The sequence below is a fragment of the Lysinibacillus irui genome (assembly GCF_028877475.1).
Lineage (GTDB): Bacteria > Bacillota > Bacilli > Bacillales_A > Planococcaceae > Lysinibacillus > Lysinibacillus irui.
On the sequence record NZ_CP113527.1, the window covers coordinates 1,107,492 to 1,131,865 of the forward strand.

Annotated in this window: 22 protein-coding genes and 1 riboswitch; of the genes, 20 read left to right on the plus strand and 2 right to left on the minus strand. The window is 38.8% G+C overall.

The window, feature by feature from the left end; all coding sequences use genetic code 11:
• Positions 1 to 17 precede the first annotated feature (17 nt).
• The 17 genes from OU989_RS05235 (at position 18) to OU989_RS05315 (ending at position 19,125) form a co-directional block, all read left to right on the plus strand.
• Entirely contained in the window at positions 18 to 863 is an 846-nt protein-coding gene (locus tag OU989_RS05235) for an ABC transporter permease (protein ID WP_274796064.1), read from the plus strand.
• On the plus strand, positions 860 to 1,645 hold the full coding sequence (locus OU989_RS05240) for an ABC transporter permease (RefSeq protein WP_274796065.1): 786 nt from the start codon (positions 860 to 862) through the stop codon (positions 1,643 to 1,645). The genes OU989_RS05235 and OU989_RS05240 overlap by 4 nt, the downstream gene beginning before the upstream one ends.
• Complete coding sequence (locus OU989_RS05245; protein WP_274796066.1) at positions 1,642 to 2,643, plus strand: ABC transporter ATP-binding protein; 1,002 nt, start codon at positions 1,642 to 1,644, stop codon at positions 2,641 to 2,643. The genes OU989_RS05240 and OU989_RS05245 overlap by 4 nt, the downstream gene beginning before the upstream one ends.
• A complete protein-coding gene (locus OU989_RS05250) occupies positions 2,640 to 3,425 on the plus strand; it encodes a DeoR/GlpR family DNA-binding transcription regulator (RefSeq protein ID WP_274796067.1) in 786 nt (261 codons plus the stop codon). The genes OU989_RS05245 and OU989_RS05250 overlap by 4 nt, the downstream gene beginning before the upstream one ends.
• Positions 3,422 to 4,435, plus strand: a complete 1,014-nt coding sequence (locus OU989_RS05255) for a histidinol phosphate phosphatase domain-containing protein (RefSeq protein WP_274796068.1) — start codon at positions 3,422 to 3,424, stop codon at positions 4,433 to 4,435. The genes OU989_RS05250 and OU989_RS05255 overlap by 4 nt, the downstream gene beginning before the upstream one ends.
• Before the next feature lie 108 nt (positions 4,436 to 4,543).
• Positions 4,544 to 5,806 (plus strand): carboxylate--amine ligase, encoded by a 1,263-nt coding sequence (locus OU989_RS05260; protein ID WP_274796069.1) that lies wholly within the window; start codon positions 4,544 to 4,546, stop codon positions 5,804 to 5,806.
• Positions 5,807 to 6,033: 227 nt separating this feature from the next.
• Complete coding sequence (gene miaB / locus OU989_RS05265) at positions 6,034 to 7,578, plus strand: tRNA (N6-isopentenyl adenosine(37)-C2)-methylthiotransferase MiaB (RefSeq protein ID WP_274796070.1); 1,545 nt, start codon at positions 6,034 to 6,036, stop codon at positions 7,576 to 7,578.
• Entirely contained in the window at positions 7,579 to 8,016 is a 438-nt protein-coding gene (locus OU989_RS05270) for a YlbF/YmcA family competence regulator (RefSeq protein WP_274796071.1), read from the plus strand.
• Between the two features lie 133 nt (positions 8,017 to 8,149).
• Positions 8,150 to 8,809 carry an outer spore coat protein CotE gene (gene cotE / locus OU989_RS05275; RefSeq protein ID WP_274796072.1) on the plus strand — a complete coding sequence of 220 codons (660 nt, stop codon included), beginning with the start codon at positions 8,150 to 8,152 and terminating at the stop codon, positions 8,807 to 8,809.
• Between the two features lie 128 nt (positions 8,810 to 8,937).
• Complete coding sequence (gene mutS, locus OU989_RS05280) at positions 8,938 to 11,508, plus strand: DNA mismatch repair protein MutS (protein WP_274796073.1); 2,571 nt, start codon at positions 8,938 to 8,940, stop codon at positions 11,506 to 11,508.
• A gap of 15 nt (positions 11,509 to 11,523) precedes the next feature.
• Entirely contained in the window at positions 11,524 to 13,389 is a 1,866-nt protein-coding gene (gene mutL, locus OU989_RS05285) for a DNA mismatch repair endonuclease MutL (RefSeq protein ID WP_274796074.1), read from the plus strand.
• An 18-nt stretch (positions 13,390 to 13,407) separates the two neighbouring features.
• Positions 13,408 to 14,901, plus strand: coding sequence for a glycerol kinase GlpK (gene glpK, locus OU989_RS05290; RefSeq protein ID WP_274796075.1), 1,494 nt, complete (start codon positions 13,408 to 13,410; stop codon positions 14,899 to 14,901).
• A gap of 18 nt (positions 14,902 to 14,919) precedes the next feature.
• Complete coding sequence (locus tag OU989_RS05295) at positions 14,920 to 16,566, plus strand: glycerol-3-phosphate dehydrogenase/oxidase (RefSeq protein ID WP_274796076.1); 1,647 nt, start codon at positions 14,920 to 14,922, stop codon at positions 16,564 to 16,566.
• Positions 16,567 to 16,569: 3 nt separating this feature from the next.
• Complete coding sequence (locus OU989_RS05300; RefSeq protein WP_274796077.1) at positions 16,570 to 17,487, plus strand: alpha/beta fold hydrolase; 918 nt, start codon at positions 16,570 to 16,572, stop codon at positions 17,485 to 17,487.
• Positions 17,474 to 18,376 (plus strand): tRNA (adenosine(37)-N6)-dimethylallyltransferase MiaA, encoded by a 903-nt coding sequence (gene miaA, locus OU989_RS05305; RefSeq protein ID WP_274796078.1) that lies wholly within the window; start codon positions 17,474 to 17,476, stop codon positions 18,374 to 18,376. The genes OU989_RS05300 and miaA overlap by 14 nt, the downstream gene beginning before the upstream one ends.
• Positions 18,377 to 18,494: 118 nt before the next feature.
• Positions 18,495 to 18,725: an RNA chaperone Hfq gene (hfq, locus tag OU989_RS05310; RefSeq protein ID WP_274796079.1), complete on the plus strand. Its 231-nt coding sequence runs from the start codon at positions 18,495 to 18,497 to the stop codon at positions 18,723 to 18,725.
• A gap of 97 nt (positions 18,726 to 18,822) precedes the next feature.
• Positions 18,823 to 19,125, plus strand: a complete 303-nt coding sequence (locus tag OU989_RS05315; protein ID WP_274796080.1) for a rhodanese-like domain-containing protein — start codon at positions 18,823 to 18,825, stop codon at positions 19,123 to 19,125.
• Positions 19,126 to 19,171: 46 nt separating this feature from the next.
• On the opposite strand, the gene OU989_RS05320 is transcribed toward OU989_RS05315, so the two are convergent.
• Entirely contained in the window at positions 19,172 to 19,567 is a 396-nt protein-coding gene (locus OU989_RS05320; RefSeq protein ID WP_274796081.1) for a hypothetical protein, read from the minus strand.
• 258 nt (positions 19,568 to 19,825) lie between these two features.
• Here OU989_RS05320 and OU989_RS05325 point away from each other — a divergent pair, with 258 nt between their 5' ends.
• Together OU989_RS05325 and cobT are read left to right on the plus strand one after the other, a co-directional pair.
• Entirely contained in the window at positions 19,826 to 20,680 is an 855-nt protein-coding gene (locus OU989_RS05325) for a DMT family transporter (protein WP_274796082.1), read from the plus strand.
• A 41-nt stretch (positions 20,681 to 20,721) separates the two neighbouring features.
• Positions 20,722 to 20,897: riboswitch (cobalamin riboswitch) on the plus strand.
• An 89-nt stretch (positions 20,898 to 20,986) separates the two neighbouring features.
• The gene (gene cobT, locus OU989_RS05330; protein ID WP_274796083.1) at positions 20,987 to 22,042 is read left to right on the plus strand and encodes a nicotinate-nucleotide--dimethylbenzimidazole phosphoribosyltransferase; all 1,056 of its coding nucleotides are present in this window, start codon (positions 20,987 to 20,989) and stop codon (positions 22,040 to 22,042) included.
• Positions 22,043 to 22,095: 53 nt separating this feature from the next.
• On the opposite strand, the gene OU989_RS05335 is transcribed toward cobT, so the two are convergent.
• Positions 22,096 to 22,701 carry a trimeric intracellular cation channel family protein gene (locus OU989_RS05335; RefSeq protein WP_274796084.1) on the minus strand — a complete coding sequence of 202 codons (606 nt, stop codon included), beginning with the start codon at positions 22,699 to 22,701 and terminating at the stop codon, positions 22,096 to 22,098.
• A 341-nt stretch (positions 22,702 to 23,042) separates the two neighbouring features.
• Between OU989_RS05335 and OU989_RS05340 the strand changes: the two genes are divergently transcribed.
• On the plus strand, positions 23,043 to 24,293 hold the full coding sequence (locus tag OU989_RS05340; protein ID WP_274796085.1) for a methionine gamma-lyase family protein: 1,251 nt from the start codon (positions 23,043 to 23,045) through the stop codon (positions 24,291 to 24,293).
• Positions 24,294 to 24,374 lie beyond the last annotated feature (81 nt).

Consider the following 24,374-nt stretch of genomic DNA (forward strand, 5'->3'; position numbering starts at 1 on the left):
GTAATTTATAGAAAGAAGTGATTGTGTTGATATCGAAGCGGCAATCCATTGCCTGGCTTTCGCCTTTTCTTGTCTTACTATTATTGTTTTTCTTTGTTCCGTTATTTTATATGCTCATAACAAGCTTTCAAAATAGTGAAGGCTTTACGTTGATGCAATATGAAGCCATTTTTACGAATGACTATATTTTACAAGGTTTTAAAAATAGTATTACATTATCCATTATCTCTGCCTTGATTGCGCTAATTGTCACATTGTTCGCGGTCTATGCCATGATGAAATTTTCTGAACCAGTAAGGGAGAAAATTTTAATTTTATCAAATTTAACTTCGAATTTTTCGGGTATTCCGCTTGCATTTGCTTTTATCGTTTTACTCGGAAATAGCGGGCTATTTACCCTATTATTTGAAAAATGGGATATCGATGTACTATCGTCCTTCTCTCTTTATAGTTGGGGTGGTTTATTATTAATCTACATTTACTTTCAGCTTCCGTTATCACTCATGCTGTTATATCCCATTTATGATGGGATTCAGCAACATTGGAAGGAAGCCGCTGCCTTACTAGGCGCATCTAGTTGGCAGTTTTGGATGAAGATTGGTCTACCTATTATGCTACCAGGTATTGTTGGAACATTTAGTGTGTTGTTCGCCAATGCGATGGGTGCGTATGCTTCTGCCTATGCACTAACAAGCAGTAATTATAACCTCGTTGCGATTCGTATTGGTTCATTAATAAAAGGGGATATCTTTGCTCAACCAGAGCTAGCAAGTGCGATAGCGGTCATTCTCGCTGTAACAATGGTCACTGCTATGCTAATTAGTGAGTGGAGCATCTCAAAAACAAGGAGGAAACTTAAATGAAAAAGCGAGGCTTGGCCGATTTATTTTTCCTCCTGTTAGTGGGGTATTTACTATTACCTGTGCTAGCAACCATGCTCTATGCCTTTGCGTCAAAATGGAACAAAACTATACTACCAGAGGGGTTGACATTAAAATGGCTTTCTACGTTGTTTCAAGACACTGATTTTATTCAGGCATTTGGACGTTCTGTACTATTAGCCAGTGGCGCTGTAAGTATTGCACTCCTTGTCATTGTGCCAGCCATTTTCGTCATTGTTCTATACTTTCCTACATACGAAAAATGGATACAAATGGCAGTGGTTATGGTCTATTCTTTCCCAGGAATTATTTTAGCAGTAGGGCTTATTCGTGTTTATAGCCAATTTGGTATACCGATGATTTTTGTTGTTTTAGGAGCCTATGTTGTTGGGATTCTCCCTTATATCTATCAAGGAACACGAAATAGTTTACGAAATATAGATGCTAGGCAGCTACTTGATGCAGCCCAATTACTTGGCGCTTCTAAAAAGCAAGCATTTACAAAAGTTTTATTGCCTACTGTTTATCCAGGTTTATTTGCAGGGGCATTGTTATCCTTCTCTGTCTTATTTGGTGAATTTGTCTTGATTAATCTTGTGGTTGGTTCTCGCTTTGAAACAGTTCAGATTTACTTAATGAAAAAGCTTAGCACAAGTGGACATATTGCTAGTGCAATTGTTTTCATTTATATCGTGCTGATGGGTCTATTAACTTTTGTCATTGCGATAGTAACGAAAAGAACGAAAGGTGCTACAAATCTATGAGTTATCTTGTTATTGAAGGACTTCATAAAAAATATGGGCAATCAGCCGTTTTAACAAATATTACTATGGAAATTAAAAAGGGTGAATTCATTACATTGTTAGGGCCAAGTGGCTGTGGGAAGAGTACCATTTTACGAATTGTCGCAGGCTTAACAGACGCAACTAAAGGTAAGATTTCTATTGAAGGAAAAGATATGACTGGTGTGCAACCGAAGGATCGTCAAGTGGGCATGGTCTTTCAATCCTATGCGCTCTTTCCAAATATGACTGTGCAAGAAAATGTTGCCTTTGGTTTACGTATGCAAAAAGTTGCTGCTGCTGAAATGGATAAACGAGTTCAAGAAATGCTATCACTTGTTCATTTAAGTGAAAAAGCCCATGCCTACCCAAAAGAATTATCTGGTGGACAACAGCAACGGGTTGCTCTTGCACGAGCCTTAATTGTTCGTCCCAAAGTACTTCTCTTAGATGAGCCGCTTAGTGCGCTAGATGCGCAAATTCGCAAGAAGCTGCAAGCTGACTTAAGAACAATTCAACGAAAACTCAATATGACGATGATTTTAGTCACGCATGATCAGGAGGAGGCAATGGCTGTTTCAGACCGAATATTCGTGATGAATCATGGTAACATAGCCCAAAATGGTACACCGACAGAGATTTATACAAGACCGACTAATGAATTTATTGCTGGCTTTATAGGGCATTACAATATCTTTACTCGCAAGTCATTAGAGAAAATGCTTGGAAAAACTTTAGCAGAGCAATCCACCAAATTTGCCATTCGACCAGAAGCCCTGCATCTTGAAAAAAGAGAGGGGGATTTATGTCTATCGGGGATAGCGAAGCAATCATTAATGAGTGGCAATATTATTCGAACTACATTTGATGGAGAAACCACATTTACAATGGAACAACTCCATCAACAAGGGTATTCGCTTGAAATGGGCAAATCCTATACGTGTTATGTCGCAAAAGAAGATGTGATTGCCCTATTATGACGTACGCAAAACTTGAGAGATTTGAATTTATTTTAAAACAATTAGATATAGAGGGAAAAATAATCGTTGCAAATATTGCCGATGCCCTTCAAGTGGCACCAGAAACAATTCGCCGTGATTTTGATGAATTAGAGCAGCAGCATTTACTAACAAGGGTTCATGGTGGAGCTATTAAATACACCAACGTTCGAAATGAGCCTGCTTTTTTACGCAAGCTACAAATGCAAAAAGAAGCAAAGCGCCAAATTGCTCGTATAGCTGCCAAACGCATTTGCGATGGCGATACCATTGCAGTTGATACAGGGACAACAACAGTTCATATGGCCGATTTCTTACTAGCTGTCGATGATATAACTGTTGTAACCAACTCGATCGCGGCAGCTATTCAATTTAATTTAGCCATTGAAGAGCGACGTATGACGGGCAAGGTCATATTACTAGGAGGTACGACAAATCCTAAACAATCTTCAGTCGCGGGTGCTATGACATTAGAAATGCTAGATAATATGAATTTTGATAAAGCCTTCTTATCTTGTGGTGGTATTAGTGATGGCATTGTTTATGATTACGATTTAGATGAATCTCTAGTTTCTAAAAAGATGCTCAAGCATAGTAAATTAAGTTATTTATTAGCCGATGCATCTAAGATGGATGGGAAATCATTTTTTCAAATCTGTCATCTAGAAGATTGTACAGAAATTCTGTGTGAAAGCACTTGTCCAATAGAATGGCAGGATTATGAGGAAAAATGGACGGTATGTAATGGAGGGAATAGCGGATGACAATAGATTATCATGTGCATTTAGAAGAAGGACCTTATTCATTTCGCTGGCTAGAGCGTACATCACAAGCATTAGATTTTTTCCATCAACATGATGCGATAGATAAAGGTTCGAAGGCACATATGACCGATCAACTACAGCGACTAGCAAAGCGAGTACAAGGTGGCTGTTATAGCGAGGAGTGGTTAGATTTATATCTTGAACAAGCAAAAAAGCTTGGCTTACGTGAAGTAGGCATTGTGGATCATTTATATCGTTTTCAAGAAACGCGTGCCTATTTCGAGCGCTTTATGCGGCTGGATGATAGTGAAATAGGTCAAATCCAGCGATATTGGCTAGAACGTGTTATGACAGAAAATATAACTGATTTTGTTAGTACCATCCAGCAGGCAAAGGAGAAATGGCGCCAACAGGGCATCGCTTTAAGGCTTGGTATTGAGGCTGATTATTTTGTCGGCGGGGAGGAAGAATTAACGGCCTTGCTAAATGATTATCCTTGGGATTATGTCATCGGTTCTGTCCATTTTGTTGATGGCTGGGGCTTTGATAATCCTCAAACACAATATGTTTTTGAGCAAATGGATCAATCTGCTTTACAACAAAGTTACGAGGAATTTTTTACAACGGTTGAGAACATGATTCTTTCCAATATGTTTGATTTTGTTGCCCATCTTGACAATTTTAAAGTGTTTAATTATCAAGTGGAGAATCATGAATTTAATGAGGCTTGGTATAAACGTATTGCTCAAGCGCTTACGTCAACGCAAACTGCTACTGAAATTAATGCTGGGCTGTATTATCGTTATCCTGTAAAGGAAATGTGTCCTGGCCCTCATTTTTTACAAACCCTACTGAACCATGGAGTTGCTTTTACAGTGTCCTCTGACGCCCATTTTCCTGATGATTTAGGTAAATATACATTTGCCAATACAGAATTGCTAAGGAGTTACGGTGTTCAATCGGTGGTTGCCTTTGAGCAACGGGTCAAAAAATGGCTAGATTTATGGTGAGAGTAAAAGGCACTTAAGTTTCAGAGTGCCTTTTAATTGTGTTACATAAGTACAATGGAGCTTGCATACAAATGATTAAATTCAATTTAATATGTGAGGCGAGTCAAATTGACATTCATTAATGAACAACCCTTTTTGCCTATTATTATCCAATCGGGTCAGCATGCCTATGGAGTAGCCCGCTCCTTTTATGAAGCCTATCGTATCAAAAGTCTTGTTATTGAGCCTGCTGTAAAGGATAGAAATATTCGTACGCTCCTATTAGGCGGCTCACAAGGCGTTGCCACACAAAATAGCAGTATATTGGAGTTTCAATATGTAGAGAACTTAGATGAGCCTGCCTACTTTGTACAAGCTTTAATCGGAGTAGCACTGCAGTATCAACAGAAGAAATTGATTTTAATCGTTTGTGACTGCTATTACGCAGAGCTTATCATTGAAAATAAAGTACAGCTTGAAAAATATTTTATTTTACCTTATATTGATCAAACTTTGCTTAAGAGGGTGCAAACGAAGGAAAAATTTTATCAGCTTTGTGATCAGTATCAATTAAACTATCCCCAAACCATCATTATAACTAAACAGCACCTACCGGGTAAACTCCCTTTCCAGTATCCAGTTATCATTAAACCCTCTAATCCAGTGGCCTATACGAATTGTTCTTTTCCAGAAAAGAAAAAAATTTTTTTTGTGCAGGATGCCGCTGAGATGCAGCATATTATTCAATCTATTTATCGTTCTAGCTATCAAGATGCCTTGATAGTACAAGAATTTATTCCAGGCGATGATTCTTCTATCCGTGTACTAGATGTTTTTGTAGGAAGAGATCACAAAGTCAAATTAATGTGTATCAGCAACAAGCTGCTTGAAGATCCATCCCCACAGAATAAAGGTATTTCTTTAGCTGTTATGACTGATTACGATGAACAGCTAATGGAGTCCATCCGGCACTTTTTAGAGGACATAGGCTATAGCGGTTTTGCTAATTTCGATATGAAATATGATGCCAAAGTCGGAGTATACAAGCTATTTGAAATGAATTTACGTGCAGGGGCTTCAAGTCACTATGTGACAGCAAGCGGTTATAATTTAATGCAGTATATGGTGGATGACTACTTACTTGGCATACATCATGAACGAACGTATGTCCAGACAAAGCATATATGGTCACTCCTTCCACCCAAAACTTTATTAAAATACATGCGGAATGAAAAATTAAAAATAGAAGCAAAGCGTTTAATGAAAGAAGGACGATATACGGATGCATTGCTTTATAAAAAAGATGTAAATATCAAGCGATGGATCAAGCTGAAATTGTATAATCGATACTTACATGTAAAGTATCACAAGTACTTTCATGAAAGTGATTGATTAAATAAGTGAATAACAGGATTGAACGTCTTAACTGCAGGATAGCACTTAAAATTTAAAAGATAGAACGTTAAAACGGATGGATAGATACTTCCAACTTGCTGTAATTAAGTCGAATCCCCGACATTTGAGGCGCAAACCTTGTAGGAAGTATCAACTATTCAGTATAATAGTAAAATGGAAATTCAAGTGCATGGATTTCGTTTGAAAGGAGTTACCTGATTGCGATGAATGAGGAACAACGCTTAGCTAATCAACAGGTCAATCAACCAAAAAAAGAAGACAAGCCTGAAAAGGATTATAGTAAATATTTTGAGAGGGTCTTTACAGCTCCTTCCTTAAAAGATGCTAAAAAACGTGGAAAAGAAGATGTTAAATACCATAAGGATTTCAGCATTGCCGAGGAATTTGCAGGCATGGGTAAAGATCGTACTTTCTACATTCGTACTTATGGCTGCCAAATGAATGAGCATGATACAGAAGTAATGGCCGGGATTTTTATGCAGCTTGGCTACACACCAACAGAGGCGATTAAAGAGGCTGACGTTGTCTTACTGAATACATGTGCTATTCGTGAAAATGCAGAAAATAAAGTATTTGGAGAACTAGGTTTCCTACTAAAATATAAACGTAAAAACCCAGAAATGCTGATTGGGGTTTGTGGCTGTATGTCGCAAGAGGAATCGGTTGTCAACAAAATTTTAAGAAGCTATCCACACGTCGATATGGTATTTGGTACGCACAATATTCATCGTTTACCAAACATACTTAAAGAAGCCTATATGTCGAAGGAAATGGTTGTAGAGGTTTGGTCAAAAGAAGGCGATGTCATTGAAAATCTGCCGAAAAAGCGACTTGGTTCTATTAAAGCTTGGGTTAATATTATGTACGGTTGCGATAAATTCTGTACGTATTGTATCGTTCCCTACACACGTGGTAAAGAACGTAGTCGACGTCCAGAAGAAATCATTGCTGAAGTTCGTGATTTAGCGGCTGCAGGCTATAAAGAAATTATGCTTCTGGGGCAAAATGTCAACGCTTACGGGAAGGATTTTGAAGATATCGATTATCGCCTCGGTGATTTGATGGATGAATTAAGAAAGATCGATATCCCACGTATCCGTTTTACAACAAGTCATCCGCGTGATTTCGATGACCATTTAATCGAAGTGCTTGCAAAACGCGGGAACTTAGTGGAACATATTCATTTACCTGTACAATCTGGGTCTAATGAAGTTCTAAAAATTATGGCTCGTAAATATACACGTGAGCATTTCCTTGGATTAGTAGACAAAATTAAAGCCGCAATACCTGAAGTTACCTTAACGACAGATATTATTGTTGGCTACCCAAATGAAACAGAGGAGCAATTCGAGGAAACATTGTCGTTATATCGTGAAGTGGGCTTTGAGGCAGCATTTACGTATATTTATTCTCCTCGTGAGGGAACACCAGCGGCTAAAATGATTGACAATGTACCCGAAGAGGTCAAAAAAGAGCGCCTTCAACGTTTAAATGAAGTAGTGGGTGAATACTCTCGCAAAGCATTGGAACGATTAAAAGGTGAGATAGTCGAAGTTCTAGTTGAAGGTACAAGTAAAAAACGCGATGATGTCTTAGCTGGCTATACGCGAAAAAATCGTCTGGTTAACTTTAAAGCGCCAGCTGAAGTAATTGGTCAATTAGTAAAAGTTAAAATAATAGAGGCTACCTCTTATTCGCTTACTGGTGAATTTGTAGAAGTCGTAAAAAATGAAAAGGTGGAAGCGTAAATGACACAAGTCTTATATACAAAAGAAGATTTAATTAAAAAATCACATGAAATTGCACATATGATTGCGAATACGCCAGAGGTTGAATTCTTTAAAAAGGCAGAGGCACAAATTAATGAAAATCAACAAGTACGTGAACGTATTGCAAGTTTAAAAAGCTTACAAAAACAAGCTGTTAATTTCCAACACTTAGGAAAAGAAAAAGCATTGAAAATGATTGAAGATAAAATCGCTAAAATTGAAGAAGAAATTAATGACATCCCAGTTGTGCAACAATTTAAAGAATCACAAGGCGATGTGAACGATTTATTGCAACTTGTTTCGAATACAATTGCTAATAATGTAACAAATGAAATTATTCGCTCAACAGGTGGCGATGTACTTCGCGGTGAAACAGGTTCATACGTAGAAAACTCTCAGCCAGGTAGCTGTTCTTAAAAAATCATAGAAATGAAAGCTCGAATGACAGCATTCGAGCTTTTTTATGTCTTCTTCTATAGAAGGACTCTATCCTATAGTAGACATCTCATGGAAAAGAATCTTGCCGAACCATTACATTCTCTAAAAATATATGTTCACCCAATGGGCGCTACCTGCATATGATGGAGTGAAAAGAGTCGAAGGAGGAATTGCGCTGAAACGTTTACGACAAATCGTGACGAAAGCAGTAGTTGCCAAAGGGAAGAAGAGAACGGAAGAACGTGTCACATTATCACCAACAAATAAACCGACAAGTATTTTAGGATGCTGGGTTATCAATCATACGTGCTCTGCAAAAAGAGTCGGGAAATTTGTTGAAGTAACAGGGAAATTTGATGTCAATGTATGGTATGCGTATAGTAACCATTCGAAGACAGCTGTGTTTTCCGAAACAGTTCACTATAAAGACAAAGTGAAGCTTCACTACCGAGAAGGCGAGATTAGCGTTGGTGAGGATGTTCGAGTACGGGTGTTACAAGAACCAAATTGTATTGAAGCGGTCATCTCTCCATGTGGTACAAAGTTTGAAATTGTAGTAGAACGTGAAGTAGTAGTTGAAGTAATGGGTGAAACAACAATTTGTATTAGTGTCCATCCATTAGACTATGAGGAAGATTGGAACTTTAATGATGAAAGCTCATCATCATCGTCATCAAGCTCAAGCTCAAGTTCAAGCTCATCTTCGAGCTCTGATGGTGAAGGTAGGTATGTGTTAGAGTCTTCATCGTTTCCTGATGAACGACCAAGATAAATCTAGAAAACATCATTTTTTGATACATGCGGAACGCTAGCATCTTAAAAAAGGTGAATCAAGCGTTTCGCATGTATCTTTTGTTATAATAAAAATATCTATTAGGCAAGAGCGAGGTAAATATTTATATGACAACATATACACCAATGATGCAACAGTATCTACAGGTTAAAGAAGATTACAAAGATGCCTTTTTATTTTTTAGATTAGGCGACTTTTATGAAATGTTTTTTGAGGATGCCATTAATGCCTCACAAATTTTAGAAATTACATTAACGAGCCGAGATGCAGGGGCAAAAGAGCGAATACCCATGTGTGGGGTGCCTCATCACTCGGCTAAAAATTATATTGAAACACTTGTACAAAAAGGGTATAAAGTGGCGATTTGTGAACAAACAGAAGATCCAAAGCAAGCAAAAGGTGTGGTAAAACGGGAGGTCGTTCAATTGATCACACCAGGTACCATTATGGAAGGTAAGGCGCTTGACGGTAAATCTAACCATTTTATTGGAGCAGCAGAGCAATTGGATGACACAACTTTTGGCTATGCTTATTTAGATTTATCAACAGGCGAAGCAGTTGCTTCTTCTATAGAAGGCGATGGAAAAGCTCTTTTAATGCAAATGCAAGCTTACGGCATTCGGGAGCTTATTGTGACTGATAGTTTACAACTATTGTTAGCAGAGCATGCCGTCAATGCGGGAATTGTGCTTTCAGTTGAAACTAATGAAATGCCGATCGATCAAGCAGCAAGCTATTTAGAAGCGGTCCCACAACCATTACAAATTGCATGTCTGCGTTTGTTAGCTTATATTGACCAAACACAAATGCGTTCCTTATCACATATTCAAGCATTCACATTTAATGAAATAAAAAATTATTTACGAATTGATTCTAGTTCTAAACGAAATTTAGAGCTGATTCAATCGATTCGTGGCGGAGACCAGAAAGGGACACTTTTATGGCTGCTTGATGATACTGTAACGGCGATGGGTGGGCGTAAATTAAAGCAATGGCTTCATCAACCACTTGCCACTCGATCAGCTATAGAAGCAAGATTAGAGATTGTAACCGATTTATTGGAAGCATATTTTGTGCGAACAGAGCTGCAAACAGCCTTAAAACAAGTATATGATTTAGAACGCTTGGCCGGTCGTGTTGCTTTTGGTAATGTGGGTGGACGTGATTTAGCTCAATTGCGTGATTCACTACGCCAGGTACCAACCATCCAGCAACAATTGCTGGATGCAGACAAGGAAACGCTTCACCGATTGGGTCTAGCACTCGATACATGTACAGATGTTGAGGCACTGTTAGCAAAGGCAATCACAGATAATCCGCCTATTACCATTAAAGAAGGAGACGTCATCCGTGATGGCTTTAATGAACGACTAGATGAGCTTCGCTATGCTGCTCGTAATGGCAAGGATTGGATTGCTCAGCTTGAACAAGAAGAGCGGATGAAAACGGGTATTAAGAATTTAAAAATAGGCTATAATCGAATTTTTGGTTACTATATTGAAATTACAAAATCCAATATCCATTTAGCGGATTTAACTCGCTATGAGCGTAAACAAACACTAGCTAATGCAGAGCGCTATATTACCCAAGAGCTAAAAGAAAAAGAGGCGTTAATTTTAAATGCTGAGGAAGAAAGCTTAACTTTAGAGTACAATCTGTTTGTGGAAATTCGAGATGCATTAAAAGCATATATTCCCCGTGTCCAAGCACTCGCAGCAAGCATTAGCGAGCTAGATGTTTTACTAAGCTTTGCAAGTGTTTCAGAAAAGTATCGTTTTACGAAACCAGAATTTCATGGTGGACGTGCCTTAGAAATTATCGAAGGCAGACATCCCGTTGTTGAAAAAATGTTAAATAAACAAATGTATGTACCAAATGATTGTGTGTTAGAAGAGCAGAACAATATGATGCTCATTACAGGGCCAAATATGTCTGGTAAAAGTACCTACATGCGTCAAGTTGCCTTGATTGTTGTGATGGCGCAAATGGGCTGCTATGTACCTGCTGAAAAAGCGAAGCTACCGATTACCGATCAAATTTTTACTCGAATTGGGGCGGCTGATGATTTAGCAGCAGGACAATCCACATTTATGGTCGAGATGCTTGAATCCCAGCATGCCATTATGCACGCAACGAAAAATAGCCTGATGCTATTTGATGAAATTGGGCGTGGAACATCGACGTATGATGGTATGAGTTTGGCCCAGTCAATGATGGAATATATTCATGACAAAATCGGAGCCAATACGTTATTTTCTACGCATTATCATGAGTTAACAGCACTTGAAAAGGATTTACCTCGTTTACAAAATGTACATGTCTCAGCCACAGAAAAAAATGGGACGGTTGTCTTTTTGCATAAGGTAAAAAAAGGAGCTGCTGATAAATCCTACGGTATTCATGTGGCGCAGCTTGCGCAATTACCAGAGGAAATTTTAGCGAGGGCACGTGTATTGCTAGAGAATTTTGAAGCAGGTAAAGAAGTAGTAGCCGAAAAACAGGAAATAGCCGAACAACCCGTGCAAATGTCCTTATTTGCTGAGGAGGAATCAATTTTGCCAGCTGAGGCAGAGGTGCTAAAAAAATTAGAAAAAGTAAATATTTTAGGAACTTCACCAATGCAGGCAATGAATATTTTATATGAACTACAGCAAGAGCTTATTAACGCCAAAAAATAAAGGAGTGATTCGTTAGTGGGAAACATACAAATTATGGACGAGTGGCTATCCAATAAAATCGCAGCAGGAGAAGTGGTAGAAAGGCCAGCTTCTGTTGTCAAAGAGTTAGTTGAAAATGCTATTGATGCTGGAAGTACGTCCATTGATGTGTTTTTACTAGAAGCGGGTCTTACTTCTATTCAGGTAATTGATAATGGTGGCGGTATGGATGAAGAGGATGCCTTAATGTCATTCTCTCGCCATGCTACTAGTAAAATTCATCAGGAACATGATTTATTCCGTATTCGTACATTGGGGTTCCGTGGAGAAGCATTGGCATCGATTGCTTCTGTTTCTAAAATGACATTAATTACATCGAATGGGGAATCTGGAACACATTTAGAGCTTGAAGGGGGACATATTCTAACACATAAGCCTGGTCCCTTACGTAAAGGAACGGATTTAACAGTTTCACAGCTCTTCTTTAACACACCCGCTCGCTTAAAATATATGAAAACTATTCAAACTGAACTAGGGCATACAATAGACTTGATGAATCGCCTCGCGCTTAGTAATCCTCAAATTGCGTTCAGATTACTGCATAATGGTCAACAATTATTGCAAACGAATGGACGAGGAGATGTGCAACAAGTTCTTGCTGCTATCTATGGTATACATAATGCCAAGAAAATGGTGTCGTTCCAGGGAGAGTCACATGACTATCGAATTTTTGGCTTTGTAACCTTGCCAGAGGTAACACGTGCATCTAAAAATTATATGTCCTTATTTGTTAATGGTCGCTGGGTTAAGCATTATTTAGTACAAAAAGCAATTGTAGATGCCTACCATACGTATTTACCTATCGAGCGTTTTCCAATCGTTGTCCTCTACATTGAAGGTGATCCATATTTAACAGATGTCAATGTGCATCCTGCGAAGCATCAGATTCGTTTAAGTAAAGAGCCAGAGCTTTTGAAATTAATAGAAGAAACCATTCGAGAAAAAATTCGCAGTGTTATTCGCGTTCCACAAATGGAGAAGAAGGAAAAAAGCGTCAAACCTGTGACGGAGCAATTAAATATTTGGAAACCTGCGCCCAAGATAGATGTTGAGAAGATGAATGCAATCGTAGAAAAACTGTACGATGTACAAACTATTCAAGAAAATAATCAACAGTCAGTTGAGCCAGAGCCTATTCCTGATGTTGTGGGGGATAAGGATAATTGGCAGCCAGCCCCTCAAATAGAGACTAATGAGGTTGAAGAGGTAAGCATTGTAGAACAACAAGAAGTATTAGAGGATGAGCCAACGAAAGAACCGTTTCCCGAACTGGAAGTAGTAGGACAAATCCATGGCACATACATTGTTGCACAAATGGAGGATGGTTTTTATTTAATTGATCAGCATGCTGCACAAGAACGGATTAAATATGAGTTTTTCCGTGAAAAGGTTGGTCAGGTCAATCCACATGAACGTCAGGCATTACTGCTCCCACTAACATTCCACTATGCTGCCGATGAGGCACTTATTTTACGAGAACATAAGCAAGAGTTAGAAGCTGTAGGTGTATTTTTAGAGGAATTTGGACAGTCATCTTTCGTTGTCCGTGAGCACCCAAGTTGGTTCCCACAAGGGGATGAACAGGAAATCATCGAGGATTTAATTGAACAAGTGCTGACAACGAAAAAGGCTGATGTCAAAAAGTTACGTGAAGCAGCAGCCATCATGATGAGCTGTAAAAAATCGATTAAAGCCAATCATTTTCTAACAAAAGAACAAATGGAAACATTGCTGCGAGATTTACGCAATGCAGATAATCCATTTACATGCCCACATGGACGTCCAGTGCTTATTCACTTTACATCGTATGAAGTGGAAAAAATGTTCAAACGGGTAATGTAGTAAGAAGGGAGAATAGGAATGGGCGAATTTATTTTAGCGATTGATCAAGGAACGACAAGTTCAAGAGCCATTTTATTTAATAAAAAGGGTGAAATTGTTCATGTAGCACAAAAAGAATTTCAACAAATTTTCCCGAAGGCTGGGTGGGTAGAGCATAATGCAAATGAGATTTGGGGTTCTATCTTATCTGTTATCGCCGCTGTATTAACTGAAAGTGGACATGAAGCAAGTGAAGTCCATGCAATTGGCATTACCAATCAGCGGGAAACAACGGTTGTCTGGGATAAACAATCAGGTCAGCCAATTTACAACGCTATTGTCTGGCAATCACGCCAAACACAGGATATTGTGAATACGTTAAAAGAACAAGGACATGAAGAACTATTTCAGCAAAAAACAGGATTACGTTTAGATGCTTATTTTTCAGCCACAAAAATAAAATGGATTTTAGACAATGTGGAGGGTGCACGTGAACTCGCTGACAATGGAGACTTGCTATTTGGAACGATTGATTCTTGGATTGTTTGGCGATTATCAAAGGGAAAGGCCCATATTACGGATTATTCAAATGCAGCACGAACAATGCTTTATAATATTCATAAATTGCAATGGGATGAGGAACTTTGCAAGCTGTTAGATATCCCTATGTCCATGCTCCCTGAAGTGAAAAATTCATCAGAAATTTACACAGAAACTGCTCCAAGTATTTTCTTTGGTGAAAAAATTCCAATTGCTGGTATTGCAGGTGATCAACAGGCAGCTCTATTTGGGCAAACTTGTTTTACCAAAGGAATGGCCAAAAACACGTACGGCACAGGCTGTTTTATGTTAGTAAATACGGGACAGCAGGCGGTAACATCTGAGAATGGATTATTGACAACCATTGCATGGGGAATAGATGGGAAAGTGACTTACGCATTAGAGGGTAGTGTTTTTGTAGCTGGGTCAGCTATCCAATGGCTACGGGATGGACTACGAATGATACGCACCGCCGAAGATTCTGAAACCTATGCTACAAAAGTAGATGATACGGACGGTGTCTACGTTGTACCCGCCTTTGTGGGACTAGGTACTCCTTATTGGGATACAGATGCTCGTGGTGCCATTTTTGGCTTAACACGAGGAACGTCTAAAGAACATTTTATCAGGGCAACACTTGAATCACTAGCTTATCAAACGAAGGATGTACTAGATGCGATGGAGGAAGCGGCTGGCACACCAATTGAAGTGCTGCGTGTAGATGGTGGGGCCGTCAAAAATCAATTTTTAATGCAGTTCCAAAGTGATATTTTACAGCTCCATGTAGAGCTAGCAAAGCTCAATGAATCAACAGCACTAGGCGCGGCCTATTTAGCAGGGCTTGCTACTAGCTTCTGGCCAAACCAAGAGGCTTTATCGGCATTATGGATGAGTGGTCAAACCTACCAACCACAAATGGATGAAGAACAAGCCACAGCTCTTTACACAGGCTGGCAAAAGGCTGTAGAAGCTACACGAATTTTTAAATCATAGCTATTGGGGGAAAAAAGTATGTTTTCATATGAGCATCGTCCAAAAATTTTATATTATCTTGAGCACTATAGCTTTGACGTATTAGTCATTGGTGGAGGGATAACAGGTGCAGGTATTGCATTAGATGCTGCATCGAGAGGACTTTCAGTTGCATTAATAGAAATGCAGGATTTTTCAGCCGGTACCTCTAGCCGTTCAACAAAACTTATTCACGGCGGTTTACGTTATTTAAAGCAATTTGATGTGGGTGTCGTAGCAGAAGTGGGACGTGAGCGTGAGATTGTGTATGATAATGCGGTTCATGTAACAACGCCTGAAAAAATGCTCTTACCTTTATATAAAAAGGGCTCGCTCGGTCCTTTCACAACATCTCTAGCATTAAAGGTATATGACAGATTAGCAGGTGTAAAAAAACATGAACGAAGAACGATGTTAAACGCTCAAGAAACACTAGCATTAGAGCCATTACTCAATCAAGATGGACTTGTTGGTGGCGGCTATTATGTTGAATATCGAACGGATGATGCACGTCTGACGATTGAGGTATTAAAGAAGGCTGCTGAATATGGTGCACTGTGTCTTAATTATGCAGAAATGAAGGAATTTATTTACGAAAAGAAAAAGCTTGTTGGCATTAAGGTGGAGGATCATTTAACGGGGAGAATACTCGATGTTCATGCTGCACAAATTGTCAATGCTACAGGGCCTTGGGTAGATGAAGTGCGACAAAAAGATAAAGTAGCTGATAACAAGCAATTACGATTAACAAAGGGTGTTCATATTGTCCTAAAACAAAAGGACTTTCCACTGAAGCAAGCTGTTTATTTTGATATTGCCGATGGGCGTATGGCCTTTGCCATTCCACGAGATGGCAAAACCTATGTAGGGACAACTGATACTGTCTTTGAAGGTGATCCTGTACATCCTATTGCAACCCAGCAAGATGTGGATTATTTAATTGATGCAGCTAAACGTGTTTTTCCAACAGCTACAATTACTAGAGAAACAATTGAATCCACTTGGGCAGGAGTACGCCCACTAATTTATGAAAAAGGAAAGGACCCTTCTGAAATTTCAAGAAAAGATGAAATTTGGACGGCACCAAGTGGTTTAATGACGATTGCAGGTGGAAAACTCACAGGTTATCGTCAAATGGCAGAGACAATTGTAGATAAAATTGTTAAGGTTCGTCGTTATAAGCATGCGAGTGAATGTTTAACTCGTGAGCTATCACTCTCGGGTGCAAAGGGAATAAACGCTATTAATTTCCCTGACTATATAGCCTATAAAGCACGAGAAGGTGTCCAATATGGCTTGAATTATGATGAAGCCAAACAGCTTGTACAAAAGTATGGTACGAATGTTGATGCGTTATTTGATCGTGTGAAATATTTACATGAACATGGCAGTACAATGCCTTTAGCCTTACATGCCATGCTATTGTATGGCATTGAAGCAGAAATGGTCTATACACCGAGCGACTTCTTTATTCGTCGTACTGGCTTGTTATACTTTGATATTGAAGCAGTGAAGCTCTATAAGCAACAAGTGGTTCAAGTAATGCAACAACACTTGAATTATACGGAAGAACAAAAAAATACTTATATAGCTGAATTAGATCAAGCTATCATGGATGCGACAAATTTTGTAAATGAAGGGGAGTAAGGGATGGAGCGTTATATTCAAATGTCGGATGATCAATTTGTCTTCACGCGAACATTGGAGCCATCAACGCCATGCATTGGTCATATACACATTTTGCATGGTATGGCAGAGCACAGTGGTCGTTATGTAACATTTGCCAAAACACTCAATGCATTTGGCTATGCTGTAACGATGCACGATCATCGTGGACATGGTGAAACGGCCGCTTATAATGGCACATTAGGCTTCTTTGCTGAAGAAAACGGCTTTGAACGTGTTGTAAAAGATGCCCATGAAGTGATAATGCAATTACATGCACCGTTTGCAGATGTCCCATTCATTCTATTTGGTCACAGTATGGGTTCATTCATTACACGGCGTTATATTCAACTATACGGAGAGCAAGTTGATAAAGTAATTCTTTGTGGTACCGGAAATGTTACAGCTTTGCATGCAGTGGGAAATATTGTCGCTAAAGCATTAGCGAAGGGACTTGGTAAAGAGTCGGAAAGTAATTTGTTAAATCAGCTGAGCTTTGGTAGCTTTAATAAACAGTTTCCGAATCCAAAAACTGCCTATGACTGGCTATGCTCAGTACAGAAAGAAGTCCAAAAGTATATTGATGATCCCTATTGTGGCTTTATTCCGACCAATCAATTTTTCGTTGATTTAACGACGGGCTTAACAACACTAAATCGTAAAAAAGAATTAGCGAAGGTAAGACAAGATCTTCCTATCCTCTTGATTAGTGGTAGTAAGGATCCCGTAGGTGAACAGGGGCTAGGGGTTTACGCAGTTGCTGAACAATTAACTGCGGTAGGTGTAAAAGATGTAACGGTTTATTTATTTGAGGATAAGCGGCATGAAATTTTAAATGAAGACAATCAAGAAGAAGTCTTTCAAGTTATATTACGGTGGTTAAAAAAATATGATACAAACTAGATTACAGCAGGCAGAGGTCGTAGCTATTGTGGGGCCAACTGCTTCTGGGAAAACAGCTTTAAGTATTGAACTTGCAAAAAAATATAATGGTGAAATCATAAATGGTGACTCCATGCAAGTTTATAAAGGACTGGATATAGGGACTGCAAAAATTACGGAAGAAGAGATGGAGGGTATCCCACATCACCTACTAAGCTTTTTAGAGCCGACAGAATCTTTTTCAGTGGCAGATTATCAAAAACTAGTGCGAGCCAAAATTGCAGAAATCCAATCTCGACATAAGTTACCCATTATAGTAGGTGGCTCGGGCTTATATGTACAAGCTGTCTTATATGATTTTCAATTTACTGATGAAAAAGTCGATGAGGCTGCACGTAAAGCCTATTATGATGAATTAGCAAAGCTTGGCCCAGAGGCAATGCACGATAAGTTAAAACAACTAGACCCTCAAACGGCTGAAACGATTCATCCAAACAATACTCGACGTGTGATTAGGGCATTGGAAATGTTAGAATTAAGCGGTGTATCCAAAGCTGCAGAAGCACAAAATCGAGGTGAAGTGCCTCTATACAAGCATGTCATTTTAGGGCTAGGTCAAAATATGTCACGTGAAGTGCTGTATGACCGCATTAACCATCGTGTTGATTTGATGATGGAAAAAGGTCTTTTAGAAGAGGTTAAAGGATTATGGCAGCAAAATATTCGAGGTGTTCAGTCCATACAAGCGATTGGTTATAAGGAACTATATGATTATTTGGATGGAAAATGTTCCCTTGAGGAAGCGATAGACAGTTTAAAACAAAATTCTCGCCGCTATGCAAAAAGACAGCTTACCTATTTCCGCAATAAAATGGATGTCTATTTTATGACGACAGATGAGCAATTATAAAAGTTGACATATTTTCTTGCTAATTAAAGAAATATTTCTAAAAATTACTAATTGATAAATTGGTAGAACGTGCTACTATAGGAATGAAGAGGTAGAAAGTTAGTAGGGAGGCTATTTGATGAAATCAATCAACTTGCAAGATACGTTTTTGAACCAACTACGTAAAAACAGTGTTTTTGTAACTGTATTTCTGTTAAATGGATTTCAGTTAAAAGGGACTGTGAAATCATATGATAATTTTACAGTTTTATTATTAGATGCTGAAAATAAACAGCACCTAATCTACAAGCACGCCATTTCTACATTCGTTCCAGCTAAACAAATAGATTTTTTAGAGACAGAAGCATAAAAAGATAGTATTAAACAGTTAGTGTTCTCCACACTGGCTGTTTTTTTTTCTTCAGGCTATAATGATAGAGGAAATTGATATTTGGAGGACGAGTTTTATGAAATCGATGGAAACAACGCAATTATTAGATCTATTGGATGCCAATGAAGACCTATATATTATTGACGTTCGAGAAGACGAAGAAGTAGCGCATGGCATGATTCCTGGCGCTCAGCATATTGCCCTTGGGACAATCCCAGAGCGTTTAGATGAATTAGATGTAGAAAAGCCGTATATTGTTGTATGTAAGGCTGGTGCTCGTTCTGCGAATGCTTGCGCCTATTTAGAAGCTCAAGGATTTGATGTAACAAATCTTGAAGGCGGCATGCTTGCATATGATGGAGAATTAGAATTTAAATAATGTGATACGTAAAAAGAAAGAGTGCCTACTCTTTCTTTTTTTAGGTCTATTCTTTTAATGAATTCATAATGTAACCAAAGTTTTCTGCAAAATTGTTATAAAGATTCACATTTTTTTGTCCTTTAATCTTTGCAGCATAACTGGCAAAGTTCAAACCAGCCCCGTAAACTTGTAGTGCACCATTCGCAAGATCCCCCTTTTGGAGAAGCTCAATACCATCCTTTAAAAAATTGTCACTTTCATCAAAGTGACACTCCGTAATGTATTTATGTCCGCTATGAAATAATTTTAAATTTTTTATAATTGTATGTGCTGTTTCTTCGCTAATAGATGCGTCGATGTCCATTAATAACTGATTAATTGGTTTTACGAGCTGGGCATACGGGCTATCATGAGTTTCACATGTTTCAGCAATGGCGTTTCTTAATTCTTTTGCATTCATCGTATCTTCTCCTTTTTCATCATTTAGATTATTGAATAATTTACCTCATTTTTTCAAAGACAAACTCTCCTGAATTTTCAGAAATATGTTATGATAACATGTAATGAAGGAGGGATTTTGTATGTTTCGATCAATAGCACCCCCAACAATGTCTTTACAGTAGAATCTACTGTTTAGGCATCCGATAACTGATTGCTCATTCTTATTAGATTCTACTGTATAGGCTCAAACTATATGCGTAGAAAGTAGGAATTTTTAATGAGCGGAAAATTAGCATTTGTATTATCTATGGTTATTTTTGGTGCTGTCGGTGTTTTTGCAAGGTATATTCCTTTAGCTTCTAGTGAGATTGCCTTTTGGATGAGTGGCATTGGTGCTTGTTTTTTACTAGTAATTTTTATTTATAAAAAGGAAAGCTTTGCAAGAAGCGCTATTGTCCTGAATAAATGGCCGTTATTAATTTCAAGTGTTGCTTTATGTGGAAATTGGATATTTTTATTTCAGGCGTATAAGGAAACGACCATTGCTAATGCTGCCCTAAGTTATTATTTTGCACCCGTATTGGTCATCTGTTTATCGCCTATTATTTTAAAAGAAAAGCTAGTTGCAAGAAAAATAGTTTATGTTGTTGTAGCACTTATCGGTCTTTTTTTGATAGTGCAAAGTCAGAACGCAGAAAATAGTGGACACTTAATTGGTATTGTCTATGGTCTGATTGCGGCATGCTTTTACACCCTACTAACATTTACAAATAAAAATATTCGCGGGTTAAAGGAACCACATAATACGATTATCCAACTCTGTTTAGCTGCATTTTTCCTCAGCCTCTATATTGTAGGAACGACGGGTTTTCAGGTGATGCAAATAAATTTTGCTTCTATTCTATTACTCATCGTATTGGGCATTGTCCATGCAGGTATAGGATTTTATTTATTCTTTTTAGGCATGTCACAGCTAAAAGGTCAAAGTATAGCTATTCTTAGCTATATTGATCCACTGACATCATTAGTGATCTCCACGATGATTATTGGAGAAAAAATGACGCTGCTACAACTAATAGGAGCCATTCTCCTATTAGGCTCCACATTACAAAGTGAAATCGAAAAAGTGTAAAAGGGTTTGACAGGAAGAATAAGCTGTCGTAGATTTAAAGTAATTTAATAAAAGCATTAGGTGCCCAAAGGGGAGAATAGGGAATAAAGTGAAAATCTTTAGCGGACCCGCCACTGTATAAGGGAGTTCTATAGTAAATACCACTAGCGCGTTGCTGGGAAGGTGCTGTGGAATGTTGAACTTGAGCCAGGAGACCTGCCTATTTGCTTTAAAAGGTATGGATGATGGAAAAGTCTGTAGTTTATTTGTTGTGACGATAAACTACAGGCTTTTTCTTTTTGTCTTAAAAGGAAAGGAGAAATTATCATGCAATTACTACAAAACACGTTACAAAACATCCAAGGTGCTGACATGAAAACGAGGGAGCAAGCAAGAAAGCGTATAGATGCTCTCTGTAAGCCCCCTGGTAGTTTAGGAAAACTAGAGTCCATTGCTGTGCAGCTTTCTGGGATAACTGGACAATTATATCCGCTCGTTGATAAAAAGGTCATTATTATCTGTGCTGCTGATCACGGTGTTTGTGAAGAAGGTGTAACCACGAATCCACAAGATGTTACGGTCTTTCAAACATTAAATTTCCCTCAAGGTGGTACAGGCGTTTGCGCGATTGCAAACATTACCAATGCCAAGGTGGTCACAGTAGATGTAGGGGTGAAAGAAGAGATTCCACACGGTGCAGGTGTCATCATCAATAAAATTAAGTACGGTACAGACAATATGGCAAAAGGACCTGCCATGTCTAAAGAGGAAGCCATTCAAGCAATTGAAGTAGGAATTCATGTGGCGACAGAGGAAATAGCAAAAGGGGCTAATGTACTTGGCACAGGTGAAATGGGCATTGGTAATACAACACCTAGTGCTGCTATTTTAGCTGTATTGACTGGATGTGATCCAATTGAAGTAACAGGGTTTGGGGCAGGTGTAGGCAATGGTGGCATTGCTCATAAAGCAGCGGTTATTAAAAAAGCTATTGAGGTCAATCAACCAGACCCTCAAGACGGTTTAGATGTATTAGCTAAAGTCGGGGGCTTAGAGATAGGGGCCATGACTGGTATCATACTAGGGGCAGCTGTCCATCGTAAGCCGGTTGTGATTGATGGTTTTATTTCAACTATTGCCGCACTTATCGCATATAAGCTTGAACCGAAAGTAAAAGATTATATTATCCCTTCCCATGCTTCAGAGGAACCGGGTGCTAAAATTGCCGCAGCGTTACTCGGCATTGAACCAATGCTACATATGAACATGCGCTTAGGAGAAGGCTCTGGTGCCGCCTTAGCTTTTCCCATTTTAGATGCAGCCTGCTCCATGATGAACAATATGGTGACGTTAGAGGAAGCGATGCAACTATTAGCTAAATAAAAAAGGAATAAGCCTGTATAGTTGCAATACTATTTGGGCTTATTCCCCATTCATTATGCTCGATTTAGCTTACGTAAAGGCAAACGCCATTTCATCATATAGGAAAGAATGCGTAACACTGTGATGATGGCGAATAAAATATAAAGGAAGATGTCTCCTGTAAACACTTCAAATCCAATAATTAGCCCTGCAAGTGCAGCCCAAACACCATACACCTCATCTCGTAGAACTAATGGTTTACGTCTAGCCAATAAATCTCGCACAATGCCGCCACCCGAACCAGTTAAGACAGCAGCTACTATCACAGCACTAATAGGCATATCTAGTTTCACGGCATACAACGCACCTTGAATTGCAAATGCTGATAAGCCAATCGCATCTGTGAAGTTACCCCAACGATGCCAATGCTGAATCAAATGATGAGGGAAAATAAAAAATATAGTAATCGCTGCTAACGCAATTTGAAACATCATATCCTGCCCCCATAAGGTCGTGACAGGTAGTCCAATAAGTAAATTTCGAATAGCCCCTCCGCCAAAAGCAGTTACAATTCCGAGTATATAGACACCGAATAAATCGTATTCTTCTTCCATGGCAATAATTGCCCCAGAAATAGCAAAGGCAATTGTTCCGATAATACTAAAAACCTCCCAAGCCATTCCTTTCACCCCTTCTATTAATAAATAAACTTCTTTTTATGTTAAAAGACTTTTCTTGTAACAAAATCTATGGATTTATGAGCCAAATTCAGTCATTAAACACGCTTCTTGAAACAAGTCCGCACATTAGCTTAGCGTAAAATGCGCTTAGAAACAATAGGCAAGTTTTGCAGGTACACATACAAATTGTTAAGATGATAATGAAATAAAGAAAAAGATCTGTCATGAGCGTTGATATACCAGTAGTTGATTAGCAAATTCTAGAGAGAGTTAGTTCAATTTAGATCATAAAAATCTTACTGATTGAAATGCGGGACAACGGTGAAATGGAGAAGAAAAGAATGACGTTTACATCTAACTTATCAGTACAAACGCTATCATTAGCAGCACAAATAGAGGAGCGAGTTCGACCTTATCATGCAAAGGTCGAAGAAATGGCATTTTATAATCAACAGAAGGTGCTAGCAGCTTTCAGAAAGCATCAAGTAAGTGATTATCATTTACATCCATCAAACGGCTATGGCTATGATGATGAGGGACGCGATAATCTAGAGCGTGTTTATGCGGAAGTATTCGGTGCAGAGGCTGCCATTGTACGACCACAAATCATTTCCGGAACACATGCGATCACGCTTAGTCTATTCGGTGTACTTCGTCCTGGTGATGAGCTGCTTTATATTTCTGGTCAGCCATATGATACATTGCAATCTATTGTCGATGGTGGTGACAAAGATACAGGCTCCTTGAAAGATTATCAAATCGGCTATCGCCATGTCGATTTACTGAATAACCAAGCAATTGATTGGACAGGTGTGGAAGCGGCTATTACTCCGCAAACTAAAATGATTGCAATTCAACGATCTAAAGGTTACGCGACACGACCTTCCTTTACGATTGCAGAAATTGCGGAAATGTGCGCAAAGATTCGTCAATTGGCCCCACAAGCGGTCATTTTTGTAGATAATTGCTATGGCGAGTTCGTAGAAGCACAGGAGCCTACAGAGGTTGGGGCTGATTTAATGGCCGGCTCACTGATAAAAAATCCTGGTGGTGGTTTAGCTAAAATTGGTGGCTATATTGCTGGCCGTGCCGATTTGGTGGAGAAATGTGCCTATCGCATGACATCTCCGGGTATTGGGGCAGAGGCGGGGGCTACATTAAATACACTAGGAGATTTTTATCAAGGATTCTTCCTAGCACCCCATGTCGTATCACAAGCATTAAAAGGGGCAATCTTTACGGCAGCCATGCTAGAGGAAATCGGGATGAATACGTCTCCAAGCTATAAGGCGAATCGCACGGATTTAATTCAATCTGTTTCATTCCAAACGGCACAGCAAATGATTGCCTTTTGTCGTGAAATACAAGCCAATTCCCCAATAAATGCTCATTATGCACCAGAACCAGCCTATATGCCCGGCTATGAAGATGATGTCATCATGGCTGCGGGAACATTCATCCAAGGCTCTAGTATTGAATTGACAGCAGATGGTCCAATACGTCCGCCGTTTACAGCTTTTATACAGGGTGGACTGACATATGAACATGTGAAGTTTGCTATTTGCAGTGCTGTTCAGGCTATTCAAAAATAATCATGTGGAAATTAAAAATTTGAACAGTTTTTTACAATTTTCTAGCACTTTTAAAAAAATAACATTGTCATGTCAGGAAAC